Origin of the sequence: Kineococcus sp. NPDC059986 (genome assembly GCF_040702905.1) — a bacterium.
In the GTDB taxonomy this organism is placed as follows: Bacteria; Actinomycetota; Actinomycetes; order Actinomycetales; family Kineococcaceae; genus Kineococcus.
In genome coordinates this window covers 104,845-130,144 of sequence record NZ_JBFBND010000013.1, presented here as the reverse complement: position 1 = coordinate 130,144, position 25,300 = coordinate 104,845, and the positions used below count along the sequence as shown (strand labels likewise).

The 25,300-nt window shown below is 73.2% G+C and carries 27 protein-coding genes; 12 read left to right on the top strand and 15 right to left on the bottom strand.

Annotated features, from left to right (window positions below):
* The first annotated feature begins 163 nt into the window (after positions 1-163).
* The gene (locus AB0637_RS12305) at positions 164-844 is read left to right on the top strand and encodes a hypothetical protein (protein WP_366172474.1); all 681 of its coding nucleotides are present in this window, start codon (positions 164-166) and stop codon (positions 842-844) included.
* Positions 845-920: 76 nt separating this feature from the next.
* Here the strand turns inward: AB0637_RS12305 and AB0637_RS12300 are convergent, their stop codons facing one another.
* The 6 genes from AB0637_RS12300 to AB0637_RS12275 all read right to left on the bottom strand — a co-directional run bounded on the left by AB0637_RS12300 (position 921) and on the right by AB0637_RS12275 (position 6,326).
* Entirely contained in the window at positions 921-2,330 is a 1,410-nt protein-coding gene (locus tag AB0637_RS12300; protein WP_366172472.1) for an MFS transporter, read from the bottom strand.
* A 239-nt stretch (positions 2,331-2,569) separates the two neighbouring features.
* Positions 2,570-2,830, bottom strand: coding sequence for a hypothetical protein (locus AB0637_RS12295; RefSeq protein ID WP_366172471.1), 261 nt, complete (start codon positions 2,828-2,830; stop codon positions 2,570-2,572).
* A gap of 157 nt (positions 2,831-2,987) precedes the next feature.
* Positions 2,988-4,268, bottom strand: coding sequence for a hypothetical protein (locus tag AB0637_RS12290; RefSeq protein WP_366172469.1), 1,281 nt, complete (start codon positions 4,266-4,268; stop codon positions 2,988-2,990).
* Positions 4,269-4,304: 36 nt separating this feature from the next.
* Positions 4,305-4,577 (bottom strand): hypothetical protein, encoded by a 273-nt coding sequence (locus tag AB0637_RS12285; protein ID WP_366172467.1) that lies wholly within the window; start codon positions 4,575-4,577, stop codon positions 4,305-4,307.
* A 16-nt stretch (positions 4,578-4,593) separates the two neighbouring features.
* Entirely contained in the window at positions 4,594-5,367 is a 774-nt protein-coding gene (locus AB0637_RS12280) for an ABC transporter permease (RefSeq protein ID WP_366172465.1), read from the bottom strand.
* A complete protein-coding gene (locus AB0637_RS12275; RefSeq protein ID WP_366172463.1) occupies positions 5,364-6,326 on the bottom strand; it encodes an ABC transporter ATP-binding protein in 963 nt (320 codons plus the stop codon). Before AB0637_RS12275 ends, AB0637_RS12280 begins: the two co-directional genes overlap by 4 nt.
* Before the next feature lie 100 nt (positions 6,327-6,426).
* On the opposite strand from AB0637_RS12275, the gene AB0637_RS12270 reads away from it, so the two are divergent.
* The 7 genes from AB0637_RS12270 (at position 6,427) to AB0637_RS12240 (ending at position 13,086) form a co-directional block, all read left to right on the top strand.
* Positions 6,427-7,212 (top strand): transcriptional regulator, encoded by a 786-nt coding sequence (locus AB0637_RS12270; protein ID WP_366172461.1) that lies wholly within the window; start codon positions 6,427-6,429, stop codon positions 7,210-7,212.
* An 8-nt stretch (positions 7,213-7,220) separates the two neighbouring features.
* Positions 7,221-8,645, top strand: a complete 1,425-nt coding sequence (gene sufB, locus AB0637_RS12265) for a Fe-S cluster assembly protein SufB (protein WP_366172487.1) — start codon at positions 7,221-7,223, stop codon at positions 8,643-8,645.
* On the top strand, positions 8,645-9,868 hold the full coding sequence (gene sufD, locus AB0637_RS12260) for a Fe-S cluster assembly protein SufD (RefSeq protein WP_366172459.1): 1,224 nt from the start codon (positions 8,645-8,647) through the stop codon (positions 9,866-9,868). Before sufB ends, sufD begins: the two co-directional genes overlap by 1 nt.
* 1 nt (position 9,869) lies before the next feature.
* Positions 9,870-10,628, top strand: coding sequence for a Fe-S cluster assembly ATPase SufC (gene sufC, locus AB0637_RS12255; protein WP_366172457.1), 759 nt, complete (start codon positions 9,870-9,872; stop codon positions 10,626-10,628).
* A gap of 14 nt (positions 10,629-10,642) precedes the next feature.
* Entirely contained in the window at positions 10,643-10,984 is a 342-nt protein-coding gene (locus AB0637_RS12250; RefSeq protein WP_366172455.1) for a metal-sulfur cluster assembly factor, read from the top strand.
* 123 nt (positions 10,985-11,107) lie between these two features.
* Entirely contained in the window at positions 11,108-12,706 is a 1,599-nt protein-coding gene (locus AB0637_RS12245) for an ABC-F family ATP-binding cassette domain-containing protein (protein ID WP_366172453.1), read from the top strand.
* Positions 12,707-12,867: 161 nt separating this feature from the next.
* Positions 12,868-13,086 carry a helix-turn-helix domain-containing protein gene (locus tag AB0637_RS12240; RefSeq protein WP_366172452.1) on the top strand — a complete coding sequence of 73 codons (219 nt, stop codon included), beginning with the start codon at positions 12,868-12,870 and terminating at the stop codon, positions 13,084-13,086.
* Between the two features lie 69 nt (positions 13,087-13,155).
* Here AB0637_RS12240 and AB0637_RS12235 read toward each other — a convergent pair whose 3' ends face one another.
* From AB0637_RS12235 to AB0637_RS12220, 4 genes are all read right to left on the bottom strand, one after another.
* On the bottom strand, positions 13,156-13,884 hold the full coding sequence (locus AB0637_RS12235; protein WP_366172451.1) for an SDR family oxidoreductase: 729 nt from the start codon (positions 13,882-13,884) through the stop codon (positions 13,156-13,158).
* A gap of 114 nt (positions 13,885-13,998) precedes the next feature.
* A complete protein-coding gene (locus AB0637_RS12230) occupies positions 13,999-15,018 on the bottom strand; it encodes an SURF1 family protein (RefSeq protein ID WP_366172450.1) in 1,020 nt (339 codons plus the stop codon).
* Positions 15,015-15,227, bottom strand: a complete 213-nt coding sequence (locus AB0637_RS12225; protein ID WP_366172485.1) for a hypothetical protein — start codon at positions 15,225-15,227, stop codon at positions 15,015-15,017. The genes AB0637_RS12230 and AB0637_RS12225 overlap by 4 nt, the downstream gene beginning before the upstream one ends.
* 154 nt (positions 15,228-15,381) lie before the next feature.
* The gene (locus AB0637_RS12220) at positions 15,382-15,810 is read right to left on the bottom strand and encodes a DUF3099 domain-containing protein (RefSeq protein WP_366172449.1); all 429 of its coding nucleotides are present in this window, start codon (positions 15,808-15,810) and stop codon (positions 15,382-15,384) included.
* Between the two features lie 71 nt (positions 15,811-15,881).
* Between AB0637_RS12220 and fabG the strand changes: the two genes are divergently transcribed.
* Positions 15,882-16,628 (top strand): 3-oxoacyl-ACP reductase FabG, encoded by a 747-nt coding sequence (fabG, locus tag AB0637_RS12215; protein ID WP_366172448.1) that lies wholly within the window; start codon positions 15,882-15,884, stop codon positions 16,626-16,628.
* A 142-nt stretch (positions 16,629-16,770) separates the two neighbouring features.
* Here fabG and serB read toward each other — a convergent pair whose 3' ends face one another.
* The 3 genes from serB to glgC form a co-directional block, all read right to left on the bottom strand.
* Complete coding sequence (gene serB, locus AB0637_RS12210) at positions 16,771-17,997, bottom strand: phosphoserine phosphatase SerB (RefSeq protein ID WP_366172447.1); 1,227 nt, start codon at positions 17,995-17,997, stop codon at positions 16,771-16,773.
* A 69-nt stretch (positions 17,998-18,066) separates the two neighbouring features.
* The gene (locus AB0637_RS12205; RefSeq protein WP_366172445.1) at positions 18,067-18,852 is read right to left on the bottom strand and encodes an LLM class F420-dependent oxidoreductase; all 786 of its coding nucleotides are present in this window, start codon (positions 18,850-18,852) and stop codon (positions 18,067-18,069) included.
* Positions 18,849-20,093: a glucose-1-phosphate adenylyltransferase gene (gene glgC / locus AB0637_RS12200; RefSeq protein ID WP_366172483.1), complete on the bottom strand. Its 1,245-nt coding sequence runs from the start codon at positions 20,091-20,093 to the stop codon at positions 18,849-18,851. The genes AB0637_RS12205 and glgC overlap by 4 nt, the downstream gene beginning before the upstream one ends.
* A 92-nt stretch (positions 20,094-20,185) precedes the next feature.
* Here glgC and glgA point away from each other — a divergent pair, with 92 nt between their 5' ends.
* Positions 20,186-21,376, top strand: a complete 1,191-nt coding sequence (gene glgA / locus AB0637_RS12195; RefSeq protein WP_366172444.1) for a glycogen synthase — start codon at positions 20,186-20,188, stop codon at positions 21,374-21,376.
* 7 nt (positions 21,377-21,383) lie between these two features.
* On the opposite strand, the gene AB0637_RS12190 is transcribed toward glgA, so the two are convergent.
* Entirely contained in the window at positions 21,384-22,334 is a 951-nt protein-coding gene (locus tag AB0637_RS12190) for a DUF1731 domain-containing protein (protein ID WP_366172443.1), read from the bottom strand.
* Between the two features lie 60 nt (positions 22,335-22,394).
* Here AB0637_RS12190 and AB0637_RS12185 point away from each other — a divergent pair, with 60 nt between their 5' ends.
* Together AB0637_RS12185 and AB0637_RS12180 are read left to right on the top strand one after the other, a co-directional pair.
* On the top strand, positions 22,395-23,477 hold the full coding sequence (locus AB0637_RS12185; RefSeq protein WP_366172442.1) for a type III polyketide synthase: 1,083 nt from the start codon (positions 22,395-22,397) through the stop codon (positions 23,475-23,477).
* Positions 23,474-24,013: an isoprenylcysteine carboxylmethyltransferase family protein gene (locus AB0637_RS12180; RefSeq protein WP_366172441.1), complete on the top strand. Its 540-nt coding sequence runs from the start codon at positions 23,474-23,476 to the stop codon at positions 24,011-24,013. Before AB0637_RS12185 ends, AB0637_RS12180 begins: the two co-directional genes overlap by 4 nt.
* On the opposite strand, the gene AB0637_RS12175 is transcribed toward AB0637_RS12180, so the two are convergent.
* Complete coding sequence (locus tag AB0637_RS12175) at positions 23,922-25,220, bottom strand: MFS transporter (RefSeq protein ID WP_366172440.1); 1,299 nt, start codon at positions 25,218-25,220, stop codon at positions 23,922-23,924. The genes AB0637_RS12180 and AB0637_RS12175 overlap by 92 nt on opposite strands.
* Positions 25,221-25,300: the final 80 nt, after the last annotated feature.

The window sequence follows — 25,300 nt, the reverse complement described above, 5'->3', positions numbered from 1 at the left end:
AAACCGAGGACCGCCCTGGAGGACGTGCACCGTCGATTGGCCGCAGGAGACTTTCCTCAGCCGTGACCACAGAGGGACGTCACGGTCATCCCGCGGACCGCGCGTGGGCGGGTCGACCCATCTCGGCTCCACGACGCCCCTCCCGGTGTCGCACGATGTCTAGGTGCAGACTCTCCTGCCCGCGGTCGACCTCACGCCCGCCACCACCGGCACCCTGGAACGCCTTCAGCTAAAGCGCGCGAGTCAGCGCGGGGTCAACCGCATCCGGCTGACCCCGGTCAGCGAGTGGACCTCGCCCCTGGACACCACGCAGGTGGCTGCGCACCTCCGCGTCCCCATGCCGCAGATCCCGGCGCTGTCCCACCGGGGCTGCACGACCTCGGTCCGCGGTTTCGAGGGGCAGGAGGTGTTCGACCATCCCGTACCCCCCGTTACCGACCCGCCCCCGGCCCAGGGCGCCGGCGATCGGCACTCAGTGCTCGTCCTGCACGCGCCCCCCGGCGTCGATGCGGGCGAGGTGGTGCTCGAAGACGACCGGCCCGCCGGGGCCGGGTGGATGCAGATCACCTGGGGGCGCTACCTCTCGCTGCCAGGCGACCCCGGCGAAGACGACCCGGAGATGCAGGCGTGGGAGGAGTCGCGGCGCCGCTCCTCGACGATGCTGCGCAGCCCGGGTACTCCGCCGGTCTACGTCCTCCGACGCTGGCAGGAGCAGACGAGCATGTCCTGGCGATGCCTAGTCGCGGGCTCGCTGTTCGAGGTGATCCTCGTGTTGCCCTTCGCTCCCTTAGAGGCCGTATCGGCCCTCAACGAGGCCGCTGCTGCCACCCGTCGTCAAGCCTGACCGAGGCCAGGCACGCATGGTCATGGCGATGTCGGGACGGCGCCTCGGCCATGTTCGGCGCGTCTCCAACGGACGTCTACTGCGCCCTGACAGCGTGAGCAGGGAGTCGCCGGGCCAGCCACGGCAGCAACAGCAACGCCCCTGCGCAACCCAGGGCGACCCCCGCCCACGGCAGCCACAACGCCACCGCGAACAACCCGACCAGCAACGGCGCCAGCAGCGCGGTGGCGTTGAAGCCGTACTGCACCGTCGCCATGTACCGCCCGTGCGCAGCCAGCGGCGCCGAGGCCTCGGCCATCGCCATCACCCGGACCCCGACCAGCATGGACGAGACCGCCAGTACGACCGTGGAAGCCAGCAGCCACACCGGCTGCCACCTCCCACCGACGGACGGTGCCACGGCACACATCGCGCACCAGGCGAGGATCAGCACCGTCCCGGCAGCGACGGTGCGGGTCCGCGTCCACCTACTCGTCCAGCGCACCACCAGCGCGGTGCTGGTGGAGGTGATGCCGGTTAGCAGCGCGATGGAGGCTCCCGGTACCCATGCCGGTGCGTGCAGCCGCTCCAGGGCCCACACCGAGAAGCCGACGAGGTGGACGTCGGTGGCCAGGCCCGTCAAGGCGATCACCACCAGCAGGACCAGGAAAGGACGGTCCCGCCACGGGCGCGGTGCAGCCGCAGCCGTTGCGTCCGATAGTGCGGGCGCCGATGCGGCCGCTGTAGAGGCATCGGAGGTCGTGGTGCTGGGAGCCAAGTCTGTGGCGTGCGGGCCGGCCTCGTCGGAGATGGCCGGGTGCGCCGGAGCCTGCGCTGCCGCGGAAGCCTGGCCGCCACGGGCGGTCGTGACGTGGACCAGACGCCACAGCAGGCCGGCGGCCAGCACGAAGGTGAGCGCGTCGACGGCCACCGCGATGCGCAGGGCCGGGGTGTCCAGCAACGTCAGCAGGGCGGCAGCGAGCAGGGCGCCGAGGCCGAAGGCGGCGGAGCGGATCATGTCGACGTGGGCGAACGGCCCGTCCTTGGGCCCATCGCCGGCGACGGCGGCGATGAGGGAGAACAGAGAGCTGTAGAAGGTCTGCGTACCAGCCGCGACCAGCACCGCCCCGCCGACCGCCAGAGCTACCGCGGTCCCTCGCCCGGACCCGGCCCCGCTGCCGGCGGTACCGGCCAGGAGGTAGAGCATCATGCCGACGGCCTGGATGAGCTGGGAGGTGATGACGACGCGGCGGGGCCCGAAGCGGTCCACGACGGTGCCCACGATCAGCGGCGCGCCTAGACCGATGAGAGTGCCGAGGAACAGCAGCGTCCCGGCCAGGCCGACCGACAAACCGACGACCTGAACGCTGTAGACAAGGACCAGGAGCAGGAACAGGCCGGAGCCGAAGTTGTCGATGGCCAATGCCAGTAGCAGCCCCCAGCGGGAGGTGTTGTTCTCGCGCGACCAGGTCGGGGCCTTCTCGGTGCCCACTGCGGTGTGTGCCACAGGTCACGAACGTAGGGCAACCCTGGGGCGAAGTGAGGGATCAAGAGAGCTAGGCGCGGCACCCAACTCAGCTTCCGGTCATCCCGCGTTGTGGGCGCTGTCGAGAAGCGGCTGACACCGGTTGAGGTCTACGACTGTCACCGATGTTCTGCTGCATCGAGTGCCACCCATGTCCTGGTGCAGAACTGTCACCCATGTCCTGGTACGTCAAAGATCGCTGGCAGCATCCCGACCGAGCGTCAGGTGGGGCCCGCCGCGGACGCCCGGCGCACCCAGGACAGCAGCGTCAGCACCGTGGCGGAGTCGAGGGTGCGGGCGACCACGTCGGCGGTGGTCGCGTCGTGGACGCCGACCGTGACGCCGTAGTCCCGGAGGAAGTCGACGATGTCGCGGCCTTCCACGCCGGGGTACCGCGCGTAGCGGCGGGGAACACCGCCTCGCCGGGAGGGGGCGTCGTCCAGGACGTGGTCGGGCACCTCGAGGTCGAGGTCGACCCTCATGGTGCTCCAGTCCTCGTCACCGTTCCCATCGCGCTGGGACGAACCCGCGTGTCATCTGCTGCCTCCCTCTGCTCGGTCCTCGCCGTCCTCGTTGGAGTGTCGTCCGACGGGTCCAGGGTTCCTGGACGCGGGGCAGTTCTCGGACCGCCATCGGCGGTCACCGCGGGGGGTGGAACACCCAGGCACTGCGGCTGGGGGTGACGGCCTCCTCGCCGGTGGCCGGGACGAGACGGCTCCCGAGCACCACGAGCCCCTGACTGGTCCACACCGCGGGACCGGGGTCCTCGGCGGCGCGGTCCGCCGCCGGCGCCGGCAGCCGCGTCCAGGTCCGCGTCGTGTCGTCGTAGACGAAGCCGAGCGTGGCCACGCGCGCCCCGGCGGTGGCGAGCACCATCCAGCCGCGGGAACCGAGGTCGGGCGGCTGCGGCACGGACGACCACGTGCCGGCGGGCAGGGTGACCGCACCGCTGTAGGGGACGGGCCGCCCGTAGGAGCCGTCGAGGCCGGCGTCCGTGCCCGGGGTGGCGCTGAGGGCGCGCTCACCGGTCCACGTCCACCCTCCGCCGAAGAGCTGGTCGCTGTCGGGGAGGCGACGCCACGTGGACGAGGCGACGTCCAGCAGCGCCCCGTGGACCAGGGGTGGTGGGTCGCTGGGCCCCGAGCGGGCGACGTCGCCGGCCAGCAGCAGGAGCCCGTCGGGGGTGGCGAGCGCGGCGCGGAAGACCATCGGGTCCAGGGGGTCGTCGGGCAGGGGCAGCCACGAGCCCTCGTCGCCCTGGGCCAGGTCGTAGGTGGAGTCGGGCAGCTCCGGGGGCAACGCCTCCCCGGGGGAGCCGGCGTAGCCGGGAGCCAGCGCCAGCAGCGATCCACCGACGGCGACGAGCGAGTACCCCGGGCTCTGGTTCACCGGGTGGCCGGGCGGCAGGGGCAGGTGGGCCCAGGTGTCGCTGCCGGCGTCGTAGGCGAGCAGCGCGTCCTCGGCCAGGACGAAGACCCGGTCGCCGACGACCGCGTGAGGGCTGTCCAGGACGCCCCGCGGGGCGGCCGCGGTGCGCCGCCACGCGTTCGTGCCCGGGTTCCAGGCCAGACCGTCGTGGTGGGCGGTCGACAGGTCGTCGTCCCGGAAGCAGGGGGTGTGCGCGTCCCACGGGCACGGCGGCCCGGTGGAACCTCCGAGGAACAGGGCGTCGCGGCCGGTCCAGGCCGCCACCGCGTTCCAGCGGGGGACCGACGGCGGTGCCGGCAGGGCCGACCACCGCCAGGACTCCGTCACCGGCACCCCGTCGGCCGCACCGGCCGGCACGCGGGGCTCGCGGCCCACGGCGTCAGGGGTGCAGGAGGTCGACGACAGGCCGGCGGCGAGCGTCACGGCGCGCAGCACGGTCCGTCGTCGCGGCGCACCGGCGCTCGCGGACGGGTCCTGACGCTCACTGTCCACCACCCCAGCCTGCCGGACGGCGACCGGGTGCGGGGCTCAACGCCGCCGGTTGCGGACCGTCAGCGCCAGGGAGACGAGCGCGGCGACGACGGCCAGCACCCACCACGCGCTCTGGGAGTAGACGGTGCCGCCGGCTCCGGCGCCGCGGAACGTCAGCAGCCCCCACACCACCAGCAGGGCCGCCCCCGCCAGCCCGCAGCCGATGGTCGCGGGGGTGCGCCGCCGGCCGGCGACGGCGAGGACCGCGGTCACCAGCACGACGACGACGCCGAGGCCCAGCACGAGCAGGGCGAGCACGGCCGCGTTCACCGGGGACCTCCCGTGCTCACTCCCAGCGGAACCACCGCGCGCACGCGAGGCTGCAGGCCACCGCCCAGACGGCCAGCACGACGAGCGGCCCGACGGCGAACGTGCCGGCGCCCAGGGCCTCGCGCACGGCCGTGCCGAGGGCTCCCGAGGGCAGCAGGTCGGTGACGGGGGACAGGGGCGAGGGGAGCACGAGCCCACCCCCGGCGAGCAGGAGGACCCACACGAAGTTGGCCACGGCCAGCGTCCCCTCGGCCCGCACCGTCCCGGCCAGCAGGAGCCCGAGCGCGGTGAAGGCCGCCACGCCCAGCAGGATCGCCGGGACGGCGAGGAGCACGCGCGCCGAGGGCGACCAGCCGAGAGCCGCGGCCAGGGCTCCGAGGACGAGCACCTGGACGACGACGAGGGCCAGGACGGACAGGACCTTGCCGGCGAGCAGGCCGCCGCGGCCCAGCGGGGAGGTCGCGAGCAGCCGCAGCACGCCGTTGCGGCGGTCGAAGCCCGTGGCGATGGCCTGCCCGGTGAACGCCGTCGACACGACCGCGAGCGCGACGACCCCGCCGAGGGCCAGCGCGGGTCGGTCACCGGCGCCGAGGTCCAGCGACGTCACCCGCGTGACGCCCACGAGCACGAGCGCGGGCAGCAGCAGCGTCAGCAGCAGCTGCTCACCGTTGCGCAGCGCGATCGTGGCCTCGAACCGGGCCTGCCGCAGGACGCGGCGGGTGAACGGCGTCGCGCTCCCGCCGGGCGTGAAGTCCAGGCCCGCAGGCCCCTTCGTCAGCGACGCGGTCACCGCAGGGTCCTCCCGGTCAGGTCGAGGAAGACGTCCTCGAGGGTCTTGCGGACGGGGCCGATGCCCTCGGCCAGCACGTCGTGCGTGGCGCACCAGCTCGTCACCGTGGCCACGACGCGGGGGTCGACCTCGATCCCGGACACGGCGTACCGGCCGGGTTCGTCCTCGCTGACGTCCGCGCCCACGGGCAGCGCGCGGGCCAGGTCGTGGGTGGGCAGCCCGGGGCGGGAACGGAACGTCAGGGCCGCCGGACCGGACGTGAGCTCCGCGGGGGTGCCGGTCGCGACGACGCGACCGTGGTCGACGACCACGACGTCGTCGGCGAGGCGTTCGGCCTCCTCCATGAGGTGGGTCGTCAGGACGACGGCGACGCCGGCCGCCCGCACCTCGCGCACGACGTCCCAGACGGCCAGGCGCGCCTGCGGGTCGAGCCCGGCGCTCGGTTCGTCGAGGAACACCACCTCGGGGCGCCCGACGAGCGCGCACGCCATGGCCAGCCGCTGCCGCTGCCCGCCGGACAGCCGCCGGACCCGGGTGCGGGCGAAGGACTCCAGGCCGAGGCGCGTGGACAGGGCGCCCAGGTCGAGGGGGTCGGTGTGCAGCGCGGCGACGTGCGCGAGGGCCTCGCGCGCCGAGACCCCCGTGGGCAGCCCCCCGTCCTGCAGCATCACCCCGACGCGGGGGCGCAGGGCGGCGGCGTCGGCGACGGGGTCCAGGCCCAGGACGCGGACGGTGCCGGAGTCGGCGCGCTGCAGGCCCTCGCAGATCGCGACGGTCGTCGTCTTGCCGGCGCCGTTGGGACCCAGGACGGCCGTCACCCGTCCGCGGGCGGCGGAGAAGGAGAGGCCGTTCAGGACGGCGGGGCCGGCGCCGAAGGCCTTGCGCAGGTCGCGGACCTCGACGGCCGCGGCTGTGCGGCCGTCCGTCGTCGTCGCGGGGGAGGGGGAGCCGAGCACCACGAGGCAGGAGTCTACGAGGACGGGTAGTAGCCGCCCGACCGCTGCGCGGGGGGCGGGTTCCGGCGGGACCGGGCAATTAGGTAACATGGACGTTGTGGAAATGGTGAGGACTACCTCACCGGGCCGTCCCGACGCCCCGGTGGGTCCCGCCCTGCCCGCGGCCGGTGGCGCCGCCGGGGGCGACGAGGCCCGCACCCGCACCCGCGTCCGCACCACCGTCGCCGAGGTGGGCCCCGTCAGCGCCGCACGCATCGCCGAGGTCCTGGGGCTGACCGGCGCCGCCGTCCGCCGCCACCTCGAGGCGATGGTCGCCGAGGGCGTCGTCGAGGCGCGCGACCCGCGCCCGGACGCCCGCCGCGGCCGCGGCCGGCCCGCCAAGGAGTACGTCATCTCCTCCGCCGGCCACGACGACCTCCCCTCGGGGTACGACGAACTCGCGCTCTCGGCCCTGCAGTACGTGGCCGACACGCTGGGGCCCGAGGCCGTCACGGACTTCGCCCGGCGCCGGTTCGCCGGCCTGGAGGAGTCCCTCGCCGGTCTCGACGGCCCGCTGCCGGAGCGGATCGAGGCGCTGGTCAAGGCGCTCGCCGACCAGGGGTTCTCGGCCAGCTCCCGGCCGGTGGCCCAGGGAACAGCGGCCGAGGGCGTCCAGTTGTGCCAGGGGCACTGCCCCGTGCAGAAGGTCGCCGAGGCCTTCCCGCAGCTGTGCGAGGCCGAACGACGGACCTTCGAGACCGTCCTCGGCACCCGCGTCCAGCGGCTGGCCACGCTGGCCCACGGCGACCACGTCTGCACCACGTACGTCCCCCTCGAAGCGCTCCACCCGCAGGACCAGCACCACCCGCAGCACCACCACCAGCACGCCACGGAAGGACGACGACTGTGACCGACACCGTGTCCGAGACCCCCACCACCGCGGGTCCGCCCGAGCTCGAAGGCCTGGGCAAGTACCAGTACGGCTGGTCGGACTCCGACACCGCCGGCTCCACCGCTCGCCGCGGCCTGTCCGAGGACGTCGTGCGCAACATCTCGGCGCTGAAGAACGAGCCCGAGTGGATGCTCGCCCTGCGCCTGAAGGGGCTGCGCCTGTTCGGCCGCAAGCCGATGCCGGACTGGGGTTCGGACCTCACCGGGATCGACTTCGACAACATCAAGTACTTCGTGCGGTCCACGGAGAAGCAGGCCACGTCCTGGGACGAGCTGCCCGAGGACATCAAGAACACGTACGACCGGCTCGGGATCCCCGAGGCCGAGAAGCAGCGCCTCATCGCCGGCGTCGCGGCCCAGTACGAGTCCGAGGTCGTCTACCACCAGATCCGCGAGGACCTGGAGGAGAAGGGCGTCATCTTCGTCGACACCGACACGGGTCTGCGCGAGCACGAGGAGCTCTTCCGGGAGTACTTCGGCACCGTCATCCCCGTCGGGGACAACAAGTTCGCGTCGCTGAACAGTGCGGTGTGGTCCGGCGGGTCGTTCATCTACGTGCCCAAGGGCGTCCACGTCGACATCCCGCTGCAGGCCTACTTCCGGATCAACACCGAGAACATGGGCCAGTTCGAGCGCACGCTGATCATCGCCGACGAGGACTCGTACGTGCACTACGTCGAGGGCTGCACCGCGCCGATCTACCAGTCGGACTCGCTGCACTCCGCGGTCGTCGAGATCGTCGTGAAGAAGAACGCCCGCGTGCGGTACACGACCATCCAGAACTGGTCGAACAACGTCTACAACCTGGTCACCAAGCGCGCCACGGCCGCCGAGGGCGCGACCATGGAGTGGATCGACGGGAACATCGGGTCCAAGGTCACGATGAAGTACCCGGCCGTCTACCTCATGGGCGAGCACGCCAAGGGCGAGACGCTGTCGATCGCCATGGCCGGCGAGGGCCAGCACCAGGACGCGGGCGCCAAGATGGTGCACGCCGCGCCCTACACCGCGAGTTCGATCGTCTCCAAGTCGATCGCCCGCGGCGGGGGCCGCACGTCCTACCGCGGTCTCATCCAGGTCCTCGAGGGCGCGCACCACTCGGCCTCCACGGTCCGCTGCGACGCGCTCCTGGTCGACACGATCTCCCGGTCGGACACCTACCCCTACAACGACATCCGCGAGGACGACGTCGTCATGGGGCACGAGGCCACGGTCTCGAAGGTCTCCGACGACCAACTCTTCTACCTCATGAGCCGCGGCATGGCCGAGGACGAGGCCATGGCCATGATCGTGCGCGGGTTCATCGAGCCCGTCGCGCGTGAGCTGCCCATGGAGTACGCGCTGGAACTGAACCGCCTCATCGAGCTGCAGATGGAAGGGGCCGTCGGCTGATGACCCTCGTGAACGAATCCCCCGCGCTCGACACGTCGGGGGCGCACACCCACGGCGGTCCCGTCGTGCCCGAGGCCTCGCGCGCGGCCCGGGCGACGTCCTTCGACGTCGCCGACTTCCCGGTCCCCACGGGCCGGGAGGAGGAGTGGAAGTTCTCGCCGCTGCGCGAGCTCGCCCCGCTGTTCGAGGTCGTCGAGCGCGCCGCGGGGAACTCCGCCGCCGTCGAGGTGAGCGCACCCGCGGGTGTCGAGCACACGACCGGCACCCCGGCGCAGGTCGGCGCGGGCACCGCGTTCGTCCCCGGCGACCGGGTCGCCGCGGCGTCCTGGAACGCCACGGACGTGGCGCACGTCGTCCGCGTGCCCGCCGAGGTCGAGCTCACCGAACCCGTGCTCGTCACGGTCCGCGGCGAGGCCGGCCGCACGAGCGAGGGCCACCTCGTCGTGGAGACCGGGCACCACGCCAAGGCGCTCGTCGTGATCTCGCACGTCGGGTCCGGCGCCCACCGCGGCAACGTCGAGGTCCGCGCCGGTGACGGTTCGGAACTGACGGTCGTCAGCCTGCAGGAGTGGGACGACGACGCGCTGCACGTGGGCCAGCACGACGTCCGCGTCGGCCGCGACGCGCAGGTGCGCCACATCGTCGTCACGCTGGGCGGCAAGGTCGTCCGCGTCTCGGCGAACATCGGCTACGCCGCCCCGGGCGGGTCCGCGACGGCGCTCGGGGTCTACTTCGCCGGAGCCGGCCAGCACTCCGAGCACCGCCAGTTCGTCGACCACACGGCCGTGAACTGCCGCAGCTACGTCGAGTACAAGGGCGCCCTGCAGGGGGCCGACGCGCACGCGGTGTGGATCGGCGACGTGCTCATCCGCGCCACCGCCGAGGGCACCGAGACGTACGAGCTGAACCGCAACCTCGTCCTGACCGACGGCGCCCGCGCCGACTCGGTGCCGAACCTGGAGATCGAGACCGGCGAGATCGTCGGCGCCGGCCACGCCAGCGCGACCGGCCGGTTCGACGACGAGCAGCTGTTCTACCTGCAGTCGCGCGGGATCAGCGAGGAGGAGGCCCGCCGCCTCGTCGTGCGCGGGTTCTTCGCCAGCATCGTCGACAAGATCGGCATCCCCGAGGTGTCGCAGCGACTCATGACCACGATCGAGGGCCGGCTGGCCGAGGACCCCACCGCTCTCGCCCCCGCCGCCCAGCCCGTTGAGGAGAACTGACATGTCCACCCTGGAGATCCGCGACCTGCACGTGACGGTCGACGAGGCGGACGGTTCCGTCAAGGAGATCCTGCGCGGCGTCGACCTGACCATCGCCTCCGGTGAGGTGCACGCGGTCATGGGCCCCAACGGGTCCGGCAAGTCCACGCTGGCCTACTCCATCGCCGGCCACCCCAAGTACACCGTCACCCGCGGCACCGTGACGCTCGACGGTGAGGACGTCCTCGCGATGAGCGTCGACGAGCGCGCCCGTGCGGGCATGTTCCTCGCCATGCAGTACCCCGTCGAGGTTCCCGGCGTCACCGTGTCGAACTTCCTGCGGACCGCCAAGACGGCCATCGACGGCGAGGCGCCGAAGCTGCGCACGTGGGTCAAGGACGTCCGGCAGGCGATGGACGACCTGCGGATGGACCCCGCCTTCGCCGAGCGCAACGTCAACGAGCACTTCTCCGGCGGCGAGAAGAAGCGCCACGAGATCCTCCAGATGGAGCTGCTCAAGCCGAAGTTCGCGATCCTCGACGAGACCGACTCCGGCCTCGACGTCGACGCGCTGAAGATCGTCTCCGAGGGTGTGAACCGCTCGCTGGCCGCCGCCGCGCCGGGGGTGCTGCTCATCACGCACTACACGCGCATCCTGCGGTACATCAAGCCCGACTTCGTCCACGTCTTCGTGAACGGCAAGGTCGCCGAACAGGGCGGCCCCGAACTGGCCGACGCCCTCGAGGAGTCCGGTTACGACCGGTTCCTCACCCCCGCCTGAGGAGCTGAGCGACCGTGACCGACACCACCGCAGCGAGCGGTCCGACCCCGGCGGCCCTGGCCGACGTGGAGGAGGCCCTCAAGGACGTCGTCGACCCCGAGCTCGGGATCAACGTCGTCGACCTCGGCCTCATCTACGGCCTGACCGTCTCCGACGACAACGTCGCGACGATCGACATGACGCTCACCAGCGCGGCCTGCCCGCTGACCGACGTCATCGAGGACCAGACCGCCCAGGCCCTCACCGACGTCGTGGCCGACCACCGCATCAACTGGGTGTGGATGCCGCCGTGGGGTCCGGAGAAGATCACCGACGACGGGCGCGACCAGCTGCGCGCCCTGGGGTTCAACGTCTGACCCTGCTGCACCCGGCCCCTGGACGCGCACGCGTCCGGGGGCCTTCGCCGTGCCCCCGCCCCGGGGCCGGCTCGTAGACTGGTCCCACTCCCTGCCCGACCCGAGTCCCTGTGAGCTGCCCCCGTGATCGTCGCCACCGACATCGAACTCCGAGCAGGAGCGCGTCTCCTCATGGAGGGGGTGAACTTCCGGGTCGCCGCGGGAGACCGCATCGGCCTGGTGGGCCGCAACGGGGCGGGCAAGACCACGCTGACGAAGGTGCTCGCGGGGGAGGCGCAGCCCGCCTCCGGCACGGTGACGCGGTCGGGGGAGATCGGCTACCTGCCGCAGGACCCGCGCGCCGGGGACCCCGAGATGCTGGCCCGGGACCGCATCCTGGCCGCCCGCGGCCTGGACGCCGTCGTCGCCAAGCTGCGCCGCGCCGAGGCCGACATGGCCAGCGAGGACCCCAAGGTCCAGGAACGCGCCATGGACCGCTACACCAAGCTCGACGCCCGGTTCGTGGCCCTCGGCGGGTACACCGCCGAGAGCGAGGCGGCGCGCATCTGCGCGAACCTCAACCTGCCCGAGCGCATCCTGGAGCAGCAGCTCAAGACCCTGTCCGGTGGTCAGCGGCGCCGCGTTGAGCTGGCCCGCATCCTCTTCTCCCACAGCGAGACCCTGCTGCTGGACGAGCCGACGAACCACCTGGACGCCGACTCGATCACCTGGCTGCGCGACCACCTCAAGAACTACGCCGGCGGTCTCATCGTCATCAGCCACGACGTCGAGCTGCTCGAGGTCGTCGTCAACCGCGTCTTCCACCTCGACGCCAACCGCGCCACGATCGACCTCTACAACGTCGGCTGGAAGAACTACCTCAAGCAGCGCGAGACCGACGAGAAGCGGCGCCAGCGCGAACGCGCCAACGCCGAGAAGAAGGCGGGGACGCTGCTGGCGCAGGCCGCCAAGATGGGGGCCAAGGCCACCAAGGCCGTCGCCGCGCAGAACATGGCCAAGCGCGCGGAGCGGCTCCTGGACGGCCTGGAGGACGTCCGCGTCCAGGACAAGGTCGCCAAGCTGCGCTTCCCCAAGCCCGCGCCCTGCGGGAAGACCCCGCTCATGGCCGAGGGGCTGTCGAAGTCCTACGGGTCGCTGGAGATCTTCACGTCGGTGGACCTGGCCATCGACCGCGGCAGCCGGGTCGTCATCCTCGGCCTCAACGGGGCCGGGAAGACGACGCTGCTGCGGATGCTCGGCGGGGTCGAGGACCCCGACACCGGGGAGATCGTGGCCGGGCACGGGCTGAAGGTGGGCTACTACGCCCAGGAGCACGAGACGCTCGACCACGACCGCACGGTCCTGGAGAACATGCGCTCGGCCTCCCCGGACCTCGACGACACCCGGGTCCGCACGGTCCTGGGGTCGTTCCTGTTCTCCGGGGACGACGTCGAGAAGCCCGCGGGCGTCCTGTCGGGCGGGGAGAAGACGCGCCTGGCCCTGGCCACGCTCGTCGTCTCCAGCGCGAACGTCCTGCTGCTGGACGAGCCGACGAACAACCTCGACCCGGCCTCGCGCGCGGAGATCCTCGACGCCCTCAAGCACTACGAGGGCGCCGTCGTGCTCGTGACCCACGACGAGGGCGCCGTGGAGGCTCTCGGGCCCGAGCGCGTGGTGCTCCTGCCCGACGGTGTCGAGGACCTCTGGAACGCCGGCTACGCCGAGCTCGTCTCCCTCGCCTGAACGGCCCCTCGCGTGCAGTCCTGAAACGTTCCCGCAGGTGAGGGGCGTGCCGGGCAGTGGGCCGTCGGGTGGATCCGACGCGGCTTCGACTGGCCAGGACGGTCGTCAGTGGTGACCATGGAGGAGGTCGCAGGTCGGCGACGACACTGGAGGAGGTCGAGGTGACCGAGACGATCAAGCGGGGCACCCGGTTGAGCGGGTCGGAACGGGAACAGCTCGCCGGTGAGCTGTCCAAGGGGTACGCGGAGGGCAAGAGCATCCGGGCGCTGGCGGAGGAGACGGGACGGTCCTACGGGTTCGTGCACCGGCTGCTCAGCGAGAACGACGTCACCCTGCGCAGCCGCGGTGGCGCCACGCGCGGCAAGGCGCGCCAGGACTGACGGCCCGCAGCGCCGGGGTGACCCGGCGCCGCGGGACCCGGTCCTCCGGGACCGGGAGCAGGACCCGGTTCAGAGGGACCGGTCGGTCCCGCCGTCGACGAGCAACGACGCTCCGGTGATGTAGCTGGCGGCGGGGGACAGCAGGAACACGGCCGCCCGGGCGAACTCGTCGGGCAGACCGGCCCGGCGCAGCGGGATGGTGTCGAGCAGGTCCGTGGCCAGGTCGCTGGAGTCCTCGAACTCCAGCGGGGAGCTCGCGTCGACGTGGCCCGCGAGCAGGTTGTTGATGCGGACGCCGCGCGGCCCCAGCTCGTCGGCCAGCGCCTTGGCCGCCATGGCCAGGCCCGGACGCAGGCCGTTCGCGACACCCGCGTCCATCACGGGGGTGCGCACGGTGCTCGACAGCAGCAGCACCATCGAGGCGCCCTCACCGGTGGCGGCTTTGGCGACCGAGCGGGCCAGGCGCAGCGGCCCCAGGAGGCTGGACTCGAAGGCCTCGCGCCAGGCGCCGTCGGCGGCCTCCAGGACGGTCGAGGTGGGCGGGGTGCCGCAGGAGATCACTGCGCCGTCCAGGCGGCCGAAGCGGGCGTTGGCGGCCGCCACGAGGCGGGTCTCGGTGCCGGGGTCGGAGATGTCGCCGGGCACGAGCAGCATCCGGCTGGGATCGCCGATGCTGGGGGCCACGGTCGCCAGTTCGTCCTCGTCCGCAGCGTGCAGGACGAGCAGGCCACCCTCGTCCGCCAGCACCCGCGCACAGGCCAGCCCCAGACCGGTGGACGCACCGGAAACGATGTACACGCGGTCAGTGAGGCCCAAGTCCATGGGCCCATTGTTGCGCAGAGTGGCCGATGAGACACACAGCATGATCCCGTGCACCCGAACGGGCGAATCCAGCCGCTTCGGAGGACCCGGTCAGGGATGGTGCGCGGGGTCGCGGTCCCAGGCCGCGGCGTCGAGCTCCGCGTCCTCGGCGGCTTCGTCGGGACCCTCCCGGCGGCGGGGACGACGAGAGCGCCGCGGGGACGGGGGACCCTCCGCGGCCGGTGCGGCGGCGCCGTCCGGGGTGCCCGCGTCGTCGGAGCGCGGCTCCGCAGCGGCGGCGTCGTCCTCGGCCGTGGGTTCGGCACCGACCTCGCTGCGGGCCTGCAGTTCGCGGCGTCCGGCGACCACCCACACGACGAGGGCCGTGAGCGCGAAGCCGAACCACTGCACGGTGTAGGCCAGGTGCGGCCCCTCGTCGACCTCGGGCCGTTCGGCGGCGGCGGGCACGGTGGCCGGCTCGGCGCCGGCGGCGGGGGTCTCCGAGGCCAGCAGAGCGTACCCGCCGAGCAGGCGGGGCGGGGTGTCCACAGCGGCGTCGACGGCCGCGGTCACGCTGCCCCGGGCGATGGAGGTGACCTGACCGGCGGGCACGCTGCCGCGCTTGTCGTCCTCCCACTGCCGCAACCGGGCCACGACGGTCACCTCGCCCTGCGGGGGCGCCGGGACCGTGTCGGGGCGTTCGGCCGAGTCGTTCCCCGCGGGCAGCCAGCCGCGGTCCACGAGCAGGGCACTGCCGTCGGCCTGGACGAGGGGGACGAGCACCTCGTAGCCGAACTGGTCGTCGCGGGGGCGGTTGCGCACGAGGACCGTGGCGTCGGTGTCGTAGGTGCCCGTGACGCGCACCGGCGTCCACACCGCGGAGTCCCGCACCGACGTCCCCACCGGCAGCACCGAGGTGACCGGGGCGGGGGTCGCGTCGTAGTTCTGGACGAGGGGGGCGTTGGCGGCGAGCCGCTCCTCACGACGGTGCCACTGCCACCGGCCGAGGGCGCAGCAGACGAGCGCCACGAGGACCGCCACGGCCAGACCGCGCAGCCAACGCGGTTCGCGCAGCAGCCGCAGGACGTTCCGGCTGCCCGGTCGACCGTCCTGCACGCCTGCTCCCGTCACGCTCTCAACTGTGCCACCTCGACGACCTCGCGCAGGAAGCCCCTCGTCCCCAGGAACTGGGACAGGTGCTCGCGGTGCTCCTCGCACGCCAGCCACGTCTTGCGACGTTCGGGCGTGTGCAGGCTCGGGTTGTTCCACAACAGGCCGAAGTCGGCGTGGTGGGTGCACCCGCGCGCACTGCACACGAGGTCGGACGGTGGTTCGTGCAGCGACGCCGCCGCCGCCCAGGAGGAGTGGTGAACCGTTCCCCGGGGCTCCACGCGAGGTTCCACGCGAGCAGTCTCGCACCGCGGGGGCGGCTGTCCAACCCGTGAACGGGTGGCGACGCGCAGGGAACCTCGCGGCGACCGCCCGTGAGGTCCCTCACACGTCGGGCCGCTGCTCCGGTCCGGACGGTCCGGGGTCCGACGGCGACCACACGTGGGTGACCTTGGCCTCCAGCACGGGCAGCACCTCCGGCTCCCGCGGGGCCTGCGGCTGGACGTCGAAGGAGTCCGGCGCGGGGCCCCGCGACTCCCGGCCCGCGTTGGCCAGGACGACGGCGATGTAGGGAAGGAAGACGGCGCCGGCGATGAACAGCCACCGCGTCCAGTGGTCGATGAAGGCGAAGCACAGGAAGCAGGCCGTGCGGATGAGCATCGACACCACGTACTTGCGGTAGCGCACGCCGAGGTCGTCGGTGTGCGACGTGGGAGCCGCGGTGATCCGGAAGGTCTCCTCCTGGGCCCGGTGCCCGTGGTGAGCGGGGTCGGAGGTGGGTGTGTGTGCCTGGTGACGTCGCTGGTCGTGCACGTTCACAACGGTAAGCCGGGATCCGTGGGCCGCACACCGGAGCGGACGTGTCATGCGTTACGTTCCCCGCCGTGACCACGACGACCGAGTCCTCCGCTCCGAACGCCGAGCCCACCCGGACCCCCCGCAGCGTCCTGGTGACCGGCGGCAACCGCGGCATCGGCCTGGCCGTCGCCCGGGCGTTCGCGCAGGCCGGCGACCGGGTGGCCGTGACGTACCGCTCGGGGGAGCCCCCGGAGGGGTTCTTCGGCGTCCGCGCCGACGTCACCGACCCGGCCTCGCTCGACGCGGCGTTCGCGGCCGTGGAGGCCGAGCAGGGGGCCGTGGAGGTCCTCGTCGCCAACGCGGGCACCAACCGCGACCAGCTCCTCATGCGCATGAGCGACGAGGAGTTCGACACCGTCCTGGACGCCAACCTCGCCGGGGCCTGGCGGGTCGCCCGGCGCGCCGTGCGGGGCATGGTGCGGGCCAAGCGCGGGCGGATCATCTTCATGTCCAGCGTCGTGGGAATGTACGGCTCGCCGGGGCAGACGAACTACGCGGCGTCCAAGGCCGGCATGGTCGGCCTCGCCCGCTCCATCGCCCGGGAGCTCGGCAGCCGCGGGATCACCGCCAACGTCATCGCCCCCGGCTTCATCGACACCGACATGACGCGCGAGCTGCCCGAGGCCACACAGGCCCAGTACAAGGGGCAGATCCCGGCGGGCCGCTTCGGCGACGCCGCCGACGTCGCGCAGGCCGCGCTGTTCCTGGCCGACGCGGGCTACGTCAACGGTGCCGTCCTGCCCGTCGACGGCGGCCTCGGGATGGGGCACTGAGTGTCCGAACCCTCCGGCGGTCGCAAGCTGGCGCTGCTGGGCGCCGTGATGATCGCGTTCATCGCGGCGCTCGCCCTGCTCTCGACGTGGGCCCTGCGCCAGGGCTGAGCCCCGCCCGTCCCCGCTCTCGTCGGCGCGGTGCTCAGTCCCGGCCGAGCGCCTCGTCGGCCAGGTCCGCGTCCTCGACGTCCTCGCGCGTGATGCCCAGCAGCGGCAGGACCGCGTCGAGGTAGGGGACGTTGAGCGCGGCGTCGGCCTGCTCGCGCACGACGGGTTTGGCGTTGAAGGCGATGCCGAGCCCGGCCGCGCCGATCATGTCGAGGTCGTTGGCGCCGTCGCCGATGGCGACGGTGCGGTGCAGGGGCAGCCCCTCGGCCGCGGCGAACTCCCGCAGGGCCGTGGCCTTGGCGGCCCGGTCGACGACCGGCCCCAGCACACGGCCGGTGAACCGGCCGTGCACGACCTGCAGGCGGTTGGCGCGGACGTGGGCGATGCCGAGGTCGGCCGCCAGCGGCCCCACGACCTCCAGGAACCCGCCCGAGACGAGCGCCAGCGTGAAACCCAGCCGGTGCAGCGTCCGGCACAGGGTCCGCGCGCCGGGCGTGAGTTCCACCGCGGCGCGCACCTCCTCCACGACGCCGACGTCGAGACCCTCCAGGCAGGCGACGCGTTCGCGCAGCGAGGCGCCGAAGTCGATCTCCCCGCGCATGGCGCGTTCGGTCACCGCCGCGACCTCGGCCTCGCGGCCGGCGTGGGCGGCGAGGAGTTCGATGACCTCCTGCCGGATGAGGGTGGAGTCGACGTCCATGACGACGAGCCGGCGGCCCATCCGGGCCAGCCCGGCGGGGGAGACGGCCGCGTCCAGGCCGTGGCGGCCCGCCTCGACGGCCAGGGTGCGGCGCAGGGCCAGGACGTCCTGGGCGCTGCCGTGGGTGGACACGTCCAGTTCCACGCTCGTGACGGGTTCGCCCGACATCCGCCGGATCCGGTCGACGTTGGCGCCGGCCTGGGCCAGGACCGTCGTCACGCGGGCGACGGCGGCGGGCAGGAGCGGGGCGCCCAGCAGGGTGACGTGCAACCGCCGGGGCCGGTCGGTGACCGTCGGACGCGGTGCGGTGCAGCGGATCTCCAGACCCTCCAGCCGCAACGGCGCGATGGTGGCGCGGACGGCGTCCGCGTGGCTGGTGAGGACCGACAGGGTCAGGACCCCGCCGACGACGACCTGCTCGACGTCGAGCACGTGGGCGCCGGTGGGTTCCAGGGCGGCGAACAACGCCGAGGTCACGCCGGGGCGGTCCGGCCCGGTGACCGTGACGAGGACGCTGTCGTGCGCAGTGTCGTGCGAGGTGTCCGGGGACGTGGGGGGCACGCCCGGAACCCTACCGGGAGGGTTCCGGGCGGCTCGTGGCCGACCGTGTGGCCGAACGCGCGGGCGACCTCAGGCGTTCTTGGCGTCGCGCCAGGCGAGCAGGTCGGCCAGGACGGCGGTGTCGTAGTCCGGTCCGCCGACGCCGATGGTGAACAGGCGGGCGCCCGCGGCGAAGAGGGCCTCGGCCTCCTCGACGTTCTCGACCCCGACCGAGCGCTCGATCTCACCGGGGTCGCGGCCGATCTCGGCGCAGCGCTCGTCCAGGACGGCCGACTTGCGGGTGAACGTCTCCACGTCGCCGAAGGTGTGCCAGATGTCGGCGTGCTTGGCGACGAGGCGCAACGTCTTCTTCTCCCCGCCGCCGCCGATGAGGACGGGGATCTTGCGGGTGGGCGCGGGGTTGAGCTTGCCGAGGCGGGACTCGATGCGCGGCAGGTCGTCCCGCAGCTTGTCGAGGCGGCCGCCGGCGGTGCCGAACTCGTAGCCGTACTCGTCGTAGTCCTTCTCGAACCAGCCCGAGCCGATGCCGAGGACGAGGCGGCCCGCTCCCGTGTCGTGGGCCGAGACGTGGTCCACGGTGCGGGCCATGTCCGCGAGCAGTTCGGGGTTGCGGTAGGAGTTGCAGGACACGAGCGCACCGATTTCGATGCGGCTGGTGGCCTCGGCCCAGGCGGCGAGCATCGTCCAGCACTCGAAGTGCAGACCCTCGGGTTCGCCGTAGAGCGGGTAGAAGTGGTCCCAGTTGAACGCGATGTCCGCGCCCATCTCCTCCACCTTCGCCGCGGCGGCGCGGATGGCGGGGTACTGGGCGTGCTGGGGCTGCAGCTGGATGCCGATGCGTGCTGGCGTGCTCACGAGATGGTCTGTCCCTTCCCGACGACGGTGATGCCCGAGGGGGTGACGTGGAAACCCCGGGCGCGGTCCTCCTCGGCGTCGACCCCGATGCGGGTGTCGTCGGGGATGGTGACGAACTTGTCGACGATGGCGCGCTGGACCACGGCGTGCCGGCCGACCGTGACGCCGTCCATGAGGACGGATTCGGACACGTGCGCCCAGGAGTCCAGGCGCACGTTGGGGGAGACGATCGACTTCTCCACCAGCGCACCGGAGACCACGGTGCCCTGGCTGATGATGGAGTTCACGGCGTGGCCGTAGGTGCCCTGCCACCCGTGGACGAACTTGGCCGGCGGGTAGAAGTCCTGGGCGGCGACGATGGGCCACTCGTAGTTGTAGAGGTTGAAGACGGGCAGCACCGAGATGAGGTCCATCTGCGCCTCGAAGTAGGCGTCCAGCGTCCCCACGTCGCGCCAGTAGGCGCGGTCGCGGTCGGTGGCGCCGGGCACCTCGTTGTCCTTGAAGTCGTAGACCGAGGCCAGACCGCGGCTGACGAAGTCGGGGACGATGTCGCCGCCCATGTCGTGCTTGGAGTCCTCCCGCTCGGAGTCGCGGGTGACGGCGTCCACGAGCGCGTCGGCGTCGAAGACGTAGTTGCCCATGGAGGCCAGGACCTCGTGGGGGGAGTCGTCCAGGCCCTGCGGGTCCTTGGGCTTCTCGAGGAACTCGGCGATGCGCGAGGAGCCGTGCTCGGTCTGGATGACGCCGAACTGGTCGGCCAGGGAGATGGGCTGGCGGATCGCGGCGACGGTGCACGGCGAGCCCGAGGCGATGTGCGCCTCCACCATCTGGGAGAAGTCCATGCGGTACACGTGGTCGGCGCCGACCACGACGACGATGTCGGGACGCTCGTCGCTGATGAGGTTGAGCGACTGGTAGATGGCGTCGGCCGAGCCGAGGTACCAGCGCTGCCCGACGCGCTGCTGAGCCGGGACGGAGGCGATGTAGGAGCCGAAGAGGTTCGACATCCGCCAGTTCTGCGAGATGTGCCGGTCCAGGGAGTGCGACTTGTACTGCGTCAGGACGACGATCTTGCGGTAGGCGGCGTTGACGAGGTTCGAGAGGGCGAAGTCGATGAGCCGGTAGGTGCCGCCGAACGGCACCGCGGGCTTGGCCCGGTCGGCCGTGAGTGGCATCAGCCGCTTGCCCTCCCCGCCGGCGAGGACGATTGCGAGGACGTTCGGTGTGGCCACGAGGGGCAGACTAGGGCCCAGTACCCTGGCTTGCCCATCACCGGGCTCAACACGGCGGCTGATGCGCTCTCCTGCAGCGCGGTTTCCGGGAAGGACGTGCGATGCGTGTCGACCTGTTCACCAAGGAGTACCCGCCCGAGGTCTACGGCGGCGCGGGCGTCCACGTGGACGAGCTGGTCAAGGCCCTGCGCGCCGTGCCGACCGGCCCGCAGGTGCAGGTGCGCTGCTTCGGCGCGCCGCGCACCGAGCCCGACGCCACGGCCTACCCCGAACCGGCCACGCTGGAGGGCGCCAACGCGGCCCTGCGCACCCTCGGGGTGGACCTGGCGATGGCCTCCGACGCCGGCGGCGCCGACCTGGTGCACTCCCACACCTGGTACGCCAACATGGCCGGGCACCTGGCCTCGCTGCTGCACGGCGTCCCGCACGTCGTGACCGCGCACAGCCTGGAACCGTTGCGGCCGTGGAAGGCCGAGCAGCTCGGCGGCGGGTACCGCGTGTCCTCCTGGGCCGAGCGGACCGCGTTCGAGGCGGCCGCCGCGGTCGTGGCCGTCAGCGCCGGGATGCGCGCGGACATCCTGCGCTCCTACCCCGCGCTGGACCCCGCCCGCGTCCACGTCGTCCACAACGGCATCGACGCCGCCCAGTGGAACCGCGTCGAGGGCCGGGACCTGGTGCGCGCCAACGGGGTGGACCCCGACCGTCCCAGCGTCGTCTTCGTCGGGCGCATCACCCGGCAGAAGGGGCTGCCGCACCTGCTGCGGGCCGCCGCGCAGCTGCCGCCGGAGGTCCAGCTCGTCCTGTGCGCCGGCGCGCCGGACACCCCCGAGATCGCCGCGGAGGTCGCCGCGCTCACCGAGGAGCTGCAGCGCACCCGCGACGGCGTCGTGTGGCTGCAGCGGCACCTCTCGCGAGCCGAACTCCTCGAGCACCTCTCCCAGGCCACCGTCTTCGTCTGCCCGTCGGTCTACGAACCCCTCGGGATCGTCAACCTCGAGGCGATGGCCTGCGGCGCAGCCGTCGTCGGCACCGCCACGGGCGGCATCCCCGAGGTCGTCGACGACGGCGCCACCGGCTGGCTCGTGCCCATCGAGCAGGTCACCGACGGCACCGGCGCCCCCGTCGACCCCGACCGCTTCGTCGCCGACCTCGCCGCCACCCTCACCGAGGCCGTCTCCGACCCCGACCGGGCCCGCGCGTACGGCGCGGCCGGCCGCACCCGGGCCGTCGAGCAGTTCTCCTGGGACGCCATCGCCGACCGGACCCTGGAGGTCTACCGCTCCGTGCTGTGAGCGGCGGTCAGAGGGCGCGGCGGCGGGCGACGAGGTCGGCCGCCGCGTCCGGCCACGTCGGGTGGGCGAAGGCGAACCCGGCCCCGAGCAACCGCCCCGGCACGACGCGCCGGCTCTTCAGCAGCAGTTCGGCGTCGGTGCGCAGTGCCAGCGCCCCGGCCCGGGCCATCCACCGCGTCGCCGGCAGACCGACGGGCCGGCCCCACGTGCGGCGCAGCACCCGCATCGTCTCGGCCTGCGTCAGCGGGTGCGGCGCGGCGAGGTTCACCGGACCGGACAGCTCCGGGTGCTCCACGAGGAAGTCCAGGGCCCGCACGACGTCGTCGCCGTGGATCCACGACACGTACTGCCCGCCCCCGGCGACCGGGCCGCCGAGGCCGAGCCGCGCCATGGTCGAGAGCACGTCGAACACCCCGCCGCGGTCGGGCGTCATGACCATCGCCGCCCGCAGCGCCACCTTCCGCGTGCGGGGGGTGTCCGCCTCGGCCAGGGCCTGCTCCCAGCGGCGCGCGATGCGCACGCTGTACTCCCAGTAGAGGGGGACGTGCGGTTCCTCCCCGCCGAGCTCGCCGTCCTCGTCGTGCGCGGGGCCCCGAGTGTCGGCGTAGACCGTCGCGGTGCTCATCTGCAGCCACGTCGACGGCGGCCGGGCCGCGGCGGCGACCGCCTGCCCCACGACGCGGGTCGACTCGACCCGCGAGTCCATCATCTGGCGCAGGTTCTCGTCGGTGTAGCGGCAGTTCACCGTGCGCCCCGCGAGGTTCACGACGACGTCGGCGCCGTCGAGCTCGGCCGCCCACGGTCCCAGCGTCCGGCCGTCCCAGACCGCGTGCCGCACCCCCGGTTCGAGCTGCTCGGGCCGGCGGGACAGCACCACCACGTCGTGCCCGCGTCCGGCGTACGTCCGGCGCAGCAGCGCCCCGACCTGACCCGTGCCCCCCGGCAGGACGATCTTCACGTCCTCGACGGTAGCCGCCCCGCACGAGCAGTCCCCAGGACGGGGTGCGAGGCTGCGCCGATGGACCCACGTGCGACGTCCCGGGCGTCACGGGTGCTGGCCGTCGAACCGGTCCTGCCCGCCCACCGGCACGAGCAGGGCGAGATCGCGGCCGAGCTCGCGCTCCTGCTCACCGAACCCGGCCCGCGCCGGCAGCTGCTGCACCGCCTGCACGCCAACGCCGGCGTCCGCACCCGGCACCTGGCGCTGCCGCTGGCCGAGTACGCCGACCTCGCCCGCCGTCCCGACGCCTTCGACGCCGCGGGCGCGGTGTTCGCCGACGTCGGGCTCGACCTGGCCGAGCGTGCGGTCAAGGGGGCGCTCGCGAGCGCCGGGCTGGCGCCGGCCGACGTCGACGTCCTGCTCTTCACCACGGTCACCGGGGTCGCGGCCCCGTCGCTGGACGCCCTGCTCGTGGACCGGGTCGGGTTGCGGCGCGACGTCGTGCGCTGGCCGGGGTTCGGCCTGGGCTGCGTGGCGGGGGCGGCGGGCATCGCGCGGCTGGAGGACCACCTGGTGGGGCACCCGGGACAGGTCGGGCTCCTCGTCAGCGTCGAGCTGTGCTCCCTCACGTTGCAGCGCAGCGACACGTCCGTGGCCAACCTCGTGGCCAGCGGGTTGTTCGGCGACGGGGCCACCGCGGTGGTGGTGGCGGGCGCCGAGCGTGCGGGGGACCGGCCCGGGTGGGCCGTCCTGGACCACGTCTCGCGGCTGTTGCCGGACTCCACCGACGCCCTGGGGTTCCAGGCGGGGTCGCGGGGGCTGCGGATCGTGCTGTCCGCGGGGCTGCCGGACGTGCTGCACCGGCACGTCGGCGGTGACGTCGCCGCGTTCCTGGCCGGCCGGGGGGAGGACCGGGGGGTCGACCGGTGGGCCGTGCACCCCGGGGGCCCGAAGGTGCTCGACGCGGTCGCGGACGCGCTCGCCCTGCCGGCCGACGCCCTGGACGTGTCGCGCGAGGTGCTGGCCGACGTGGGGAACCTGTCGAGCTCGGCCGTCCTGCACGTGCTGGCCCGCACCCCGGCGGTGGTGGGGGAACGGACCCTGCTCCTGGGCGTGGGCCCCGGCGTCAGCACCGAGACCGTCCTGCTGGAGCGCGTGTGAGCGTCCTGTTCGTCGTCCTCGTCGTCGCGACGGGGCTGGAACGGCTGGCCGAGCTCGTCGTCTCCACGCGCAACGCCCGCTGGTCCTTCGCCCGCGGCGGGGTGGAGAGCGGCCGGGGCCACTTCCCGCCCATGGTCGCCCTGCACACGGGGCTGCTGGTGGCGTGCCTCCTCGAGGCGCACGTGGCCGACCGGCCCGTGCTGCCGGCCCTGGCGTGGCCGATGCTCGTCCTCGTCCTGGCCTCGCAGGCGTTGCGCTGGTGGTGCATCGGGACGCTGGGGCGGCGCTGGAACACCCGCGTCGTCGTCGTGCCGGGGTTGCCGCTGGTGGCCCGCGGGCCCTACCGGTGGTTCACCCACCCCAACTACGTGGCCGTCGTCGTGGAGGGTTTCGCGTTGCCGCTCGTGGGGTCCTGCTGGTGGACCGCGGCCGGTTTCACGGTCCTCAACGCGGTGCTGCTGCTGGGGTTCCGGCTCCCGGCCGAGAACCGCGCGCTCGCGGCGCTGCCACCAGCAGCGACAGCCCCGCCGCGGTGAGGCACAGGACGCCGCCGACCCAGAACGCGCTGTCGTAGGCGCCGGTCCGGTCGCGCAGGACCCCCGCGGCGAACGCCATGACGGCGGCGCCCACCTGGTGGGAGGCGAACACCCACCCGAACACGACGGGGCCGGCGAGACCGAAGTGCTTGCGCGCCAGCGCGATCGTCGGGGGGACGGTCGCGATCCAGTCCAGGCCGTAGAACACGACGAACACCCACGTCGCCGGTTCCACCCCCGGGGCCAGCAACCCCGGCAGGAGCAGCAGCGAGAACCCGCGCAGCGCGTAGTAGCCGAGCAGGAGCAGCCGCGGGTCGACGCGGTCGGTCAGCCAGCCCGAGGCGATCGTCCCGGCGACGTCGAACAACCCCACGAGCGCCAGCAGCGACGCGGCCGTCGTCGGGGGCATCCCGTGGTCGTGCGCGGCGGCGACGAAGTGGGTGCCGACGAGACCGTTCGTCGTGGCCCCGCAGACGGCGAACCCGGCGGCCAGGAACCAGAACGCCCGGTGCCGCACGGCCAGCCGCAGCGCGCCCACGGCCCCCAGCGGGCGCGAGGGTCCGGCCTCCGGCAGCGGTCCGCCGTAGGGGGTGACCCCGAGGTCGGCGGGGTGCTCGTGCAGGCGCAGCAGGACCAGCGGCACCACGGCCGCCGCGACGGCGGCGATGAGCAGGCACGGGGTGCGCCAGCCGTGGTCCTGCGCCAGCGCCGCGACCAGCGGGAGGAACACCAGTTGCCCGGCGGAGGCGGCCGCGGCCAGGACCCCGGTCACCAGACCCCGGCGGGCGGTGAACCAGCGGCCGACGACGGTGGCCGCCAGCGACATCGCCATCGACCCCGTGCCCAGACCCACGAGCACGCCCCAGGTGGCCACGAGCTGCCAGCGGTCGGTGACGAACGCCGACCCCGCCGACCCGGCCGCCACCAGCAGCAGCGCCACGGCCACGACGCGCTGCACCCCGAACCGCTGCATGAGGGCCGCCGCGAAGGGCGCCATCAGCCCGTACAGGACGAGGTTCACGCTCACCGCGGCGGACACGCTCGCCGTCGACCAGCCGAACTCCGCGCCCGCCGGCTGCAGCAGGGTGGCCGGCACCGAGCGGAACGCGCCGGCGGCCAGCAGGGTCGCGAACGTGACGGCCGCGACGGCCCACGCGGGGTGGACGGAGCGCAGGCGGACGGGGCGCACACCGACGGGAGAGCTCACCGGGTCATCGTGACCGACGACGGCCCGGTCCGTGAGCCTCGCGACGGACACGTCCCGTCCAGATCCCGCCACCGGCCGCG

What these genes read in the sequence shown, in the direction of transcription:
- glgA (WP_366172444.1), top strand. Translation starts at nt 20,186, where the DNA reads ATGCGTGTCGACCTGTTCACCAAGGAGTACCCGCCCGAGGTCTACGGC.
- AB0637_RS12185 (WP_366172442.1), top strand. Translation starts at nt 22,395, where the DNA reads ATGGACCCACGTGCGACGTCCCGGGCGTCACGGGTGCTGGCCGTCGAA.
- AB0637_RS12270 (WP_366172461.1), top strand. Translation starts at nt 6,427, where the DNA reads ATGGTGAGGACTACCTCACCGGGCCGTCCCGACGCCCCGGTGGGTCCC.
- sufD (WP_366172459.1), top strand. Translation starts at nt 8,645, where the DNA reads ATGACCCTCGTGAACGAATCCCCCGCGCTCGACACGTCGGGGGCGCAC.
- AB0637_RS12295 (WP_366172471.1), bottom strand. Translation starts at nt 2,830, where the DNA reads ATGAGGGTCGACCTCGACCTCGAGGTGCCCGACCACGTCCTGGACGAC.
- sufC (WP_366172457.1), top strand. Translation starts at nt 9,870, where the DNA reads ATGTCCACCCTGGAGATCCGCGACCTGCACGTGACGGTCGACGAGGCG.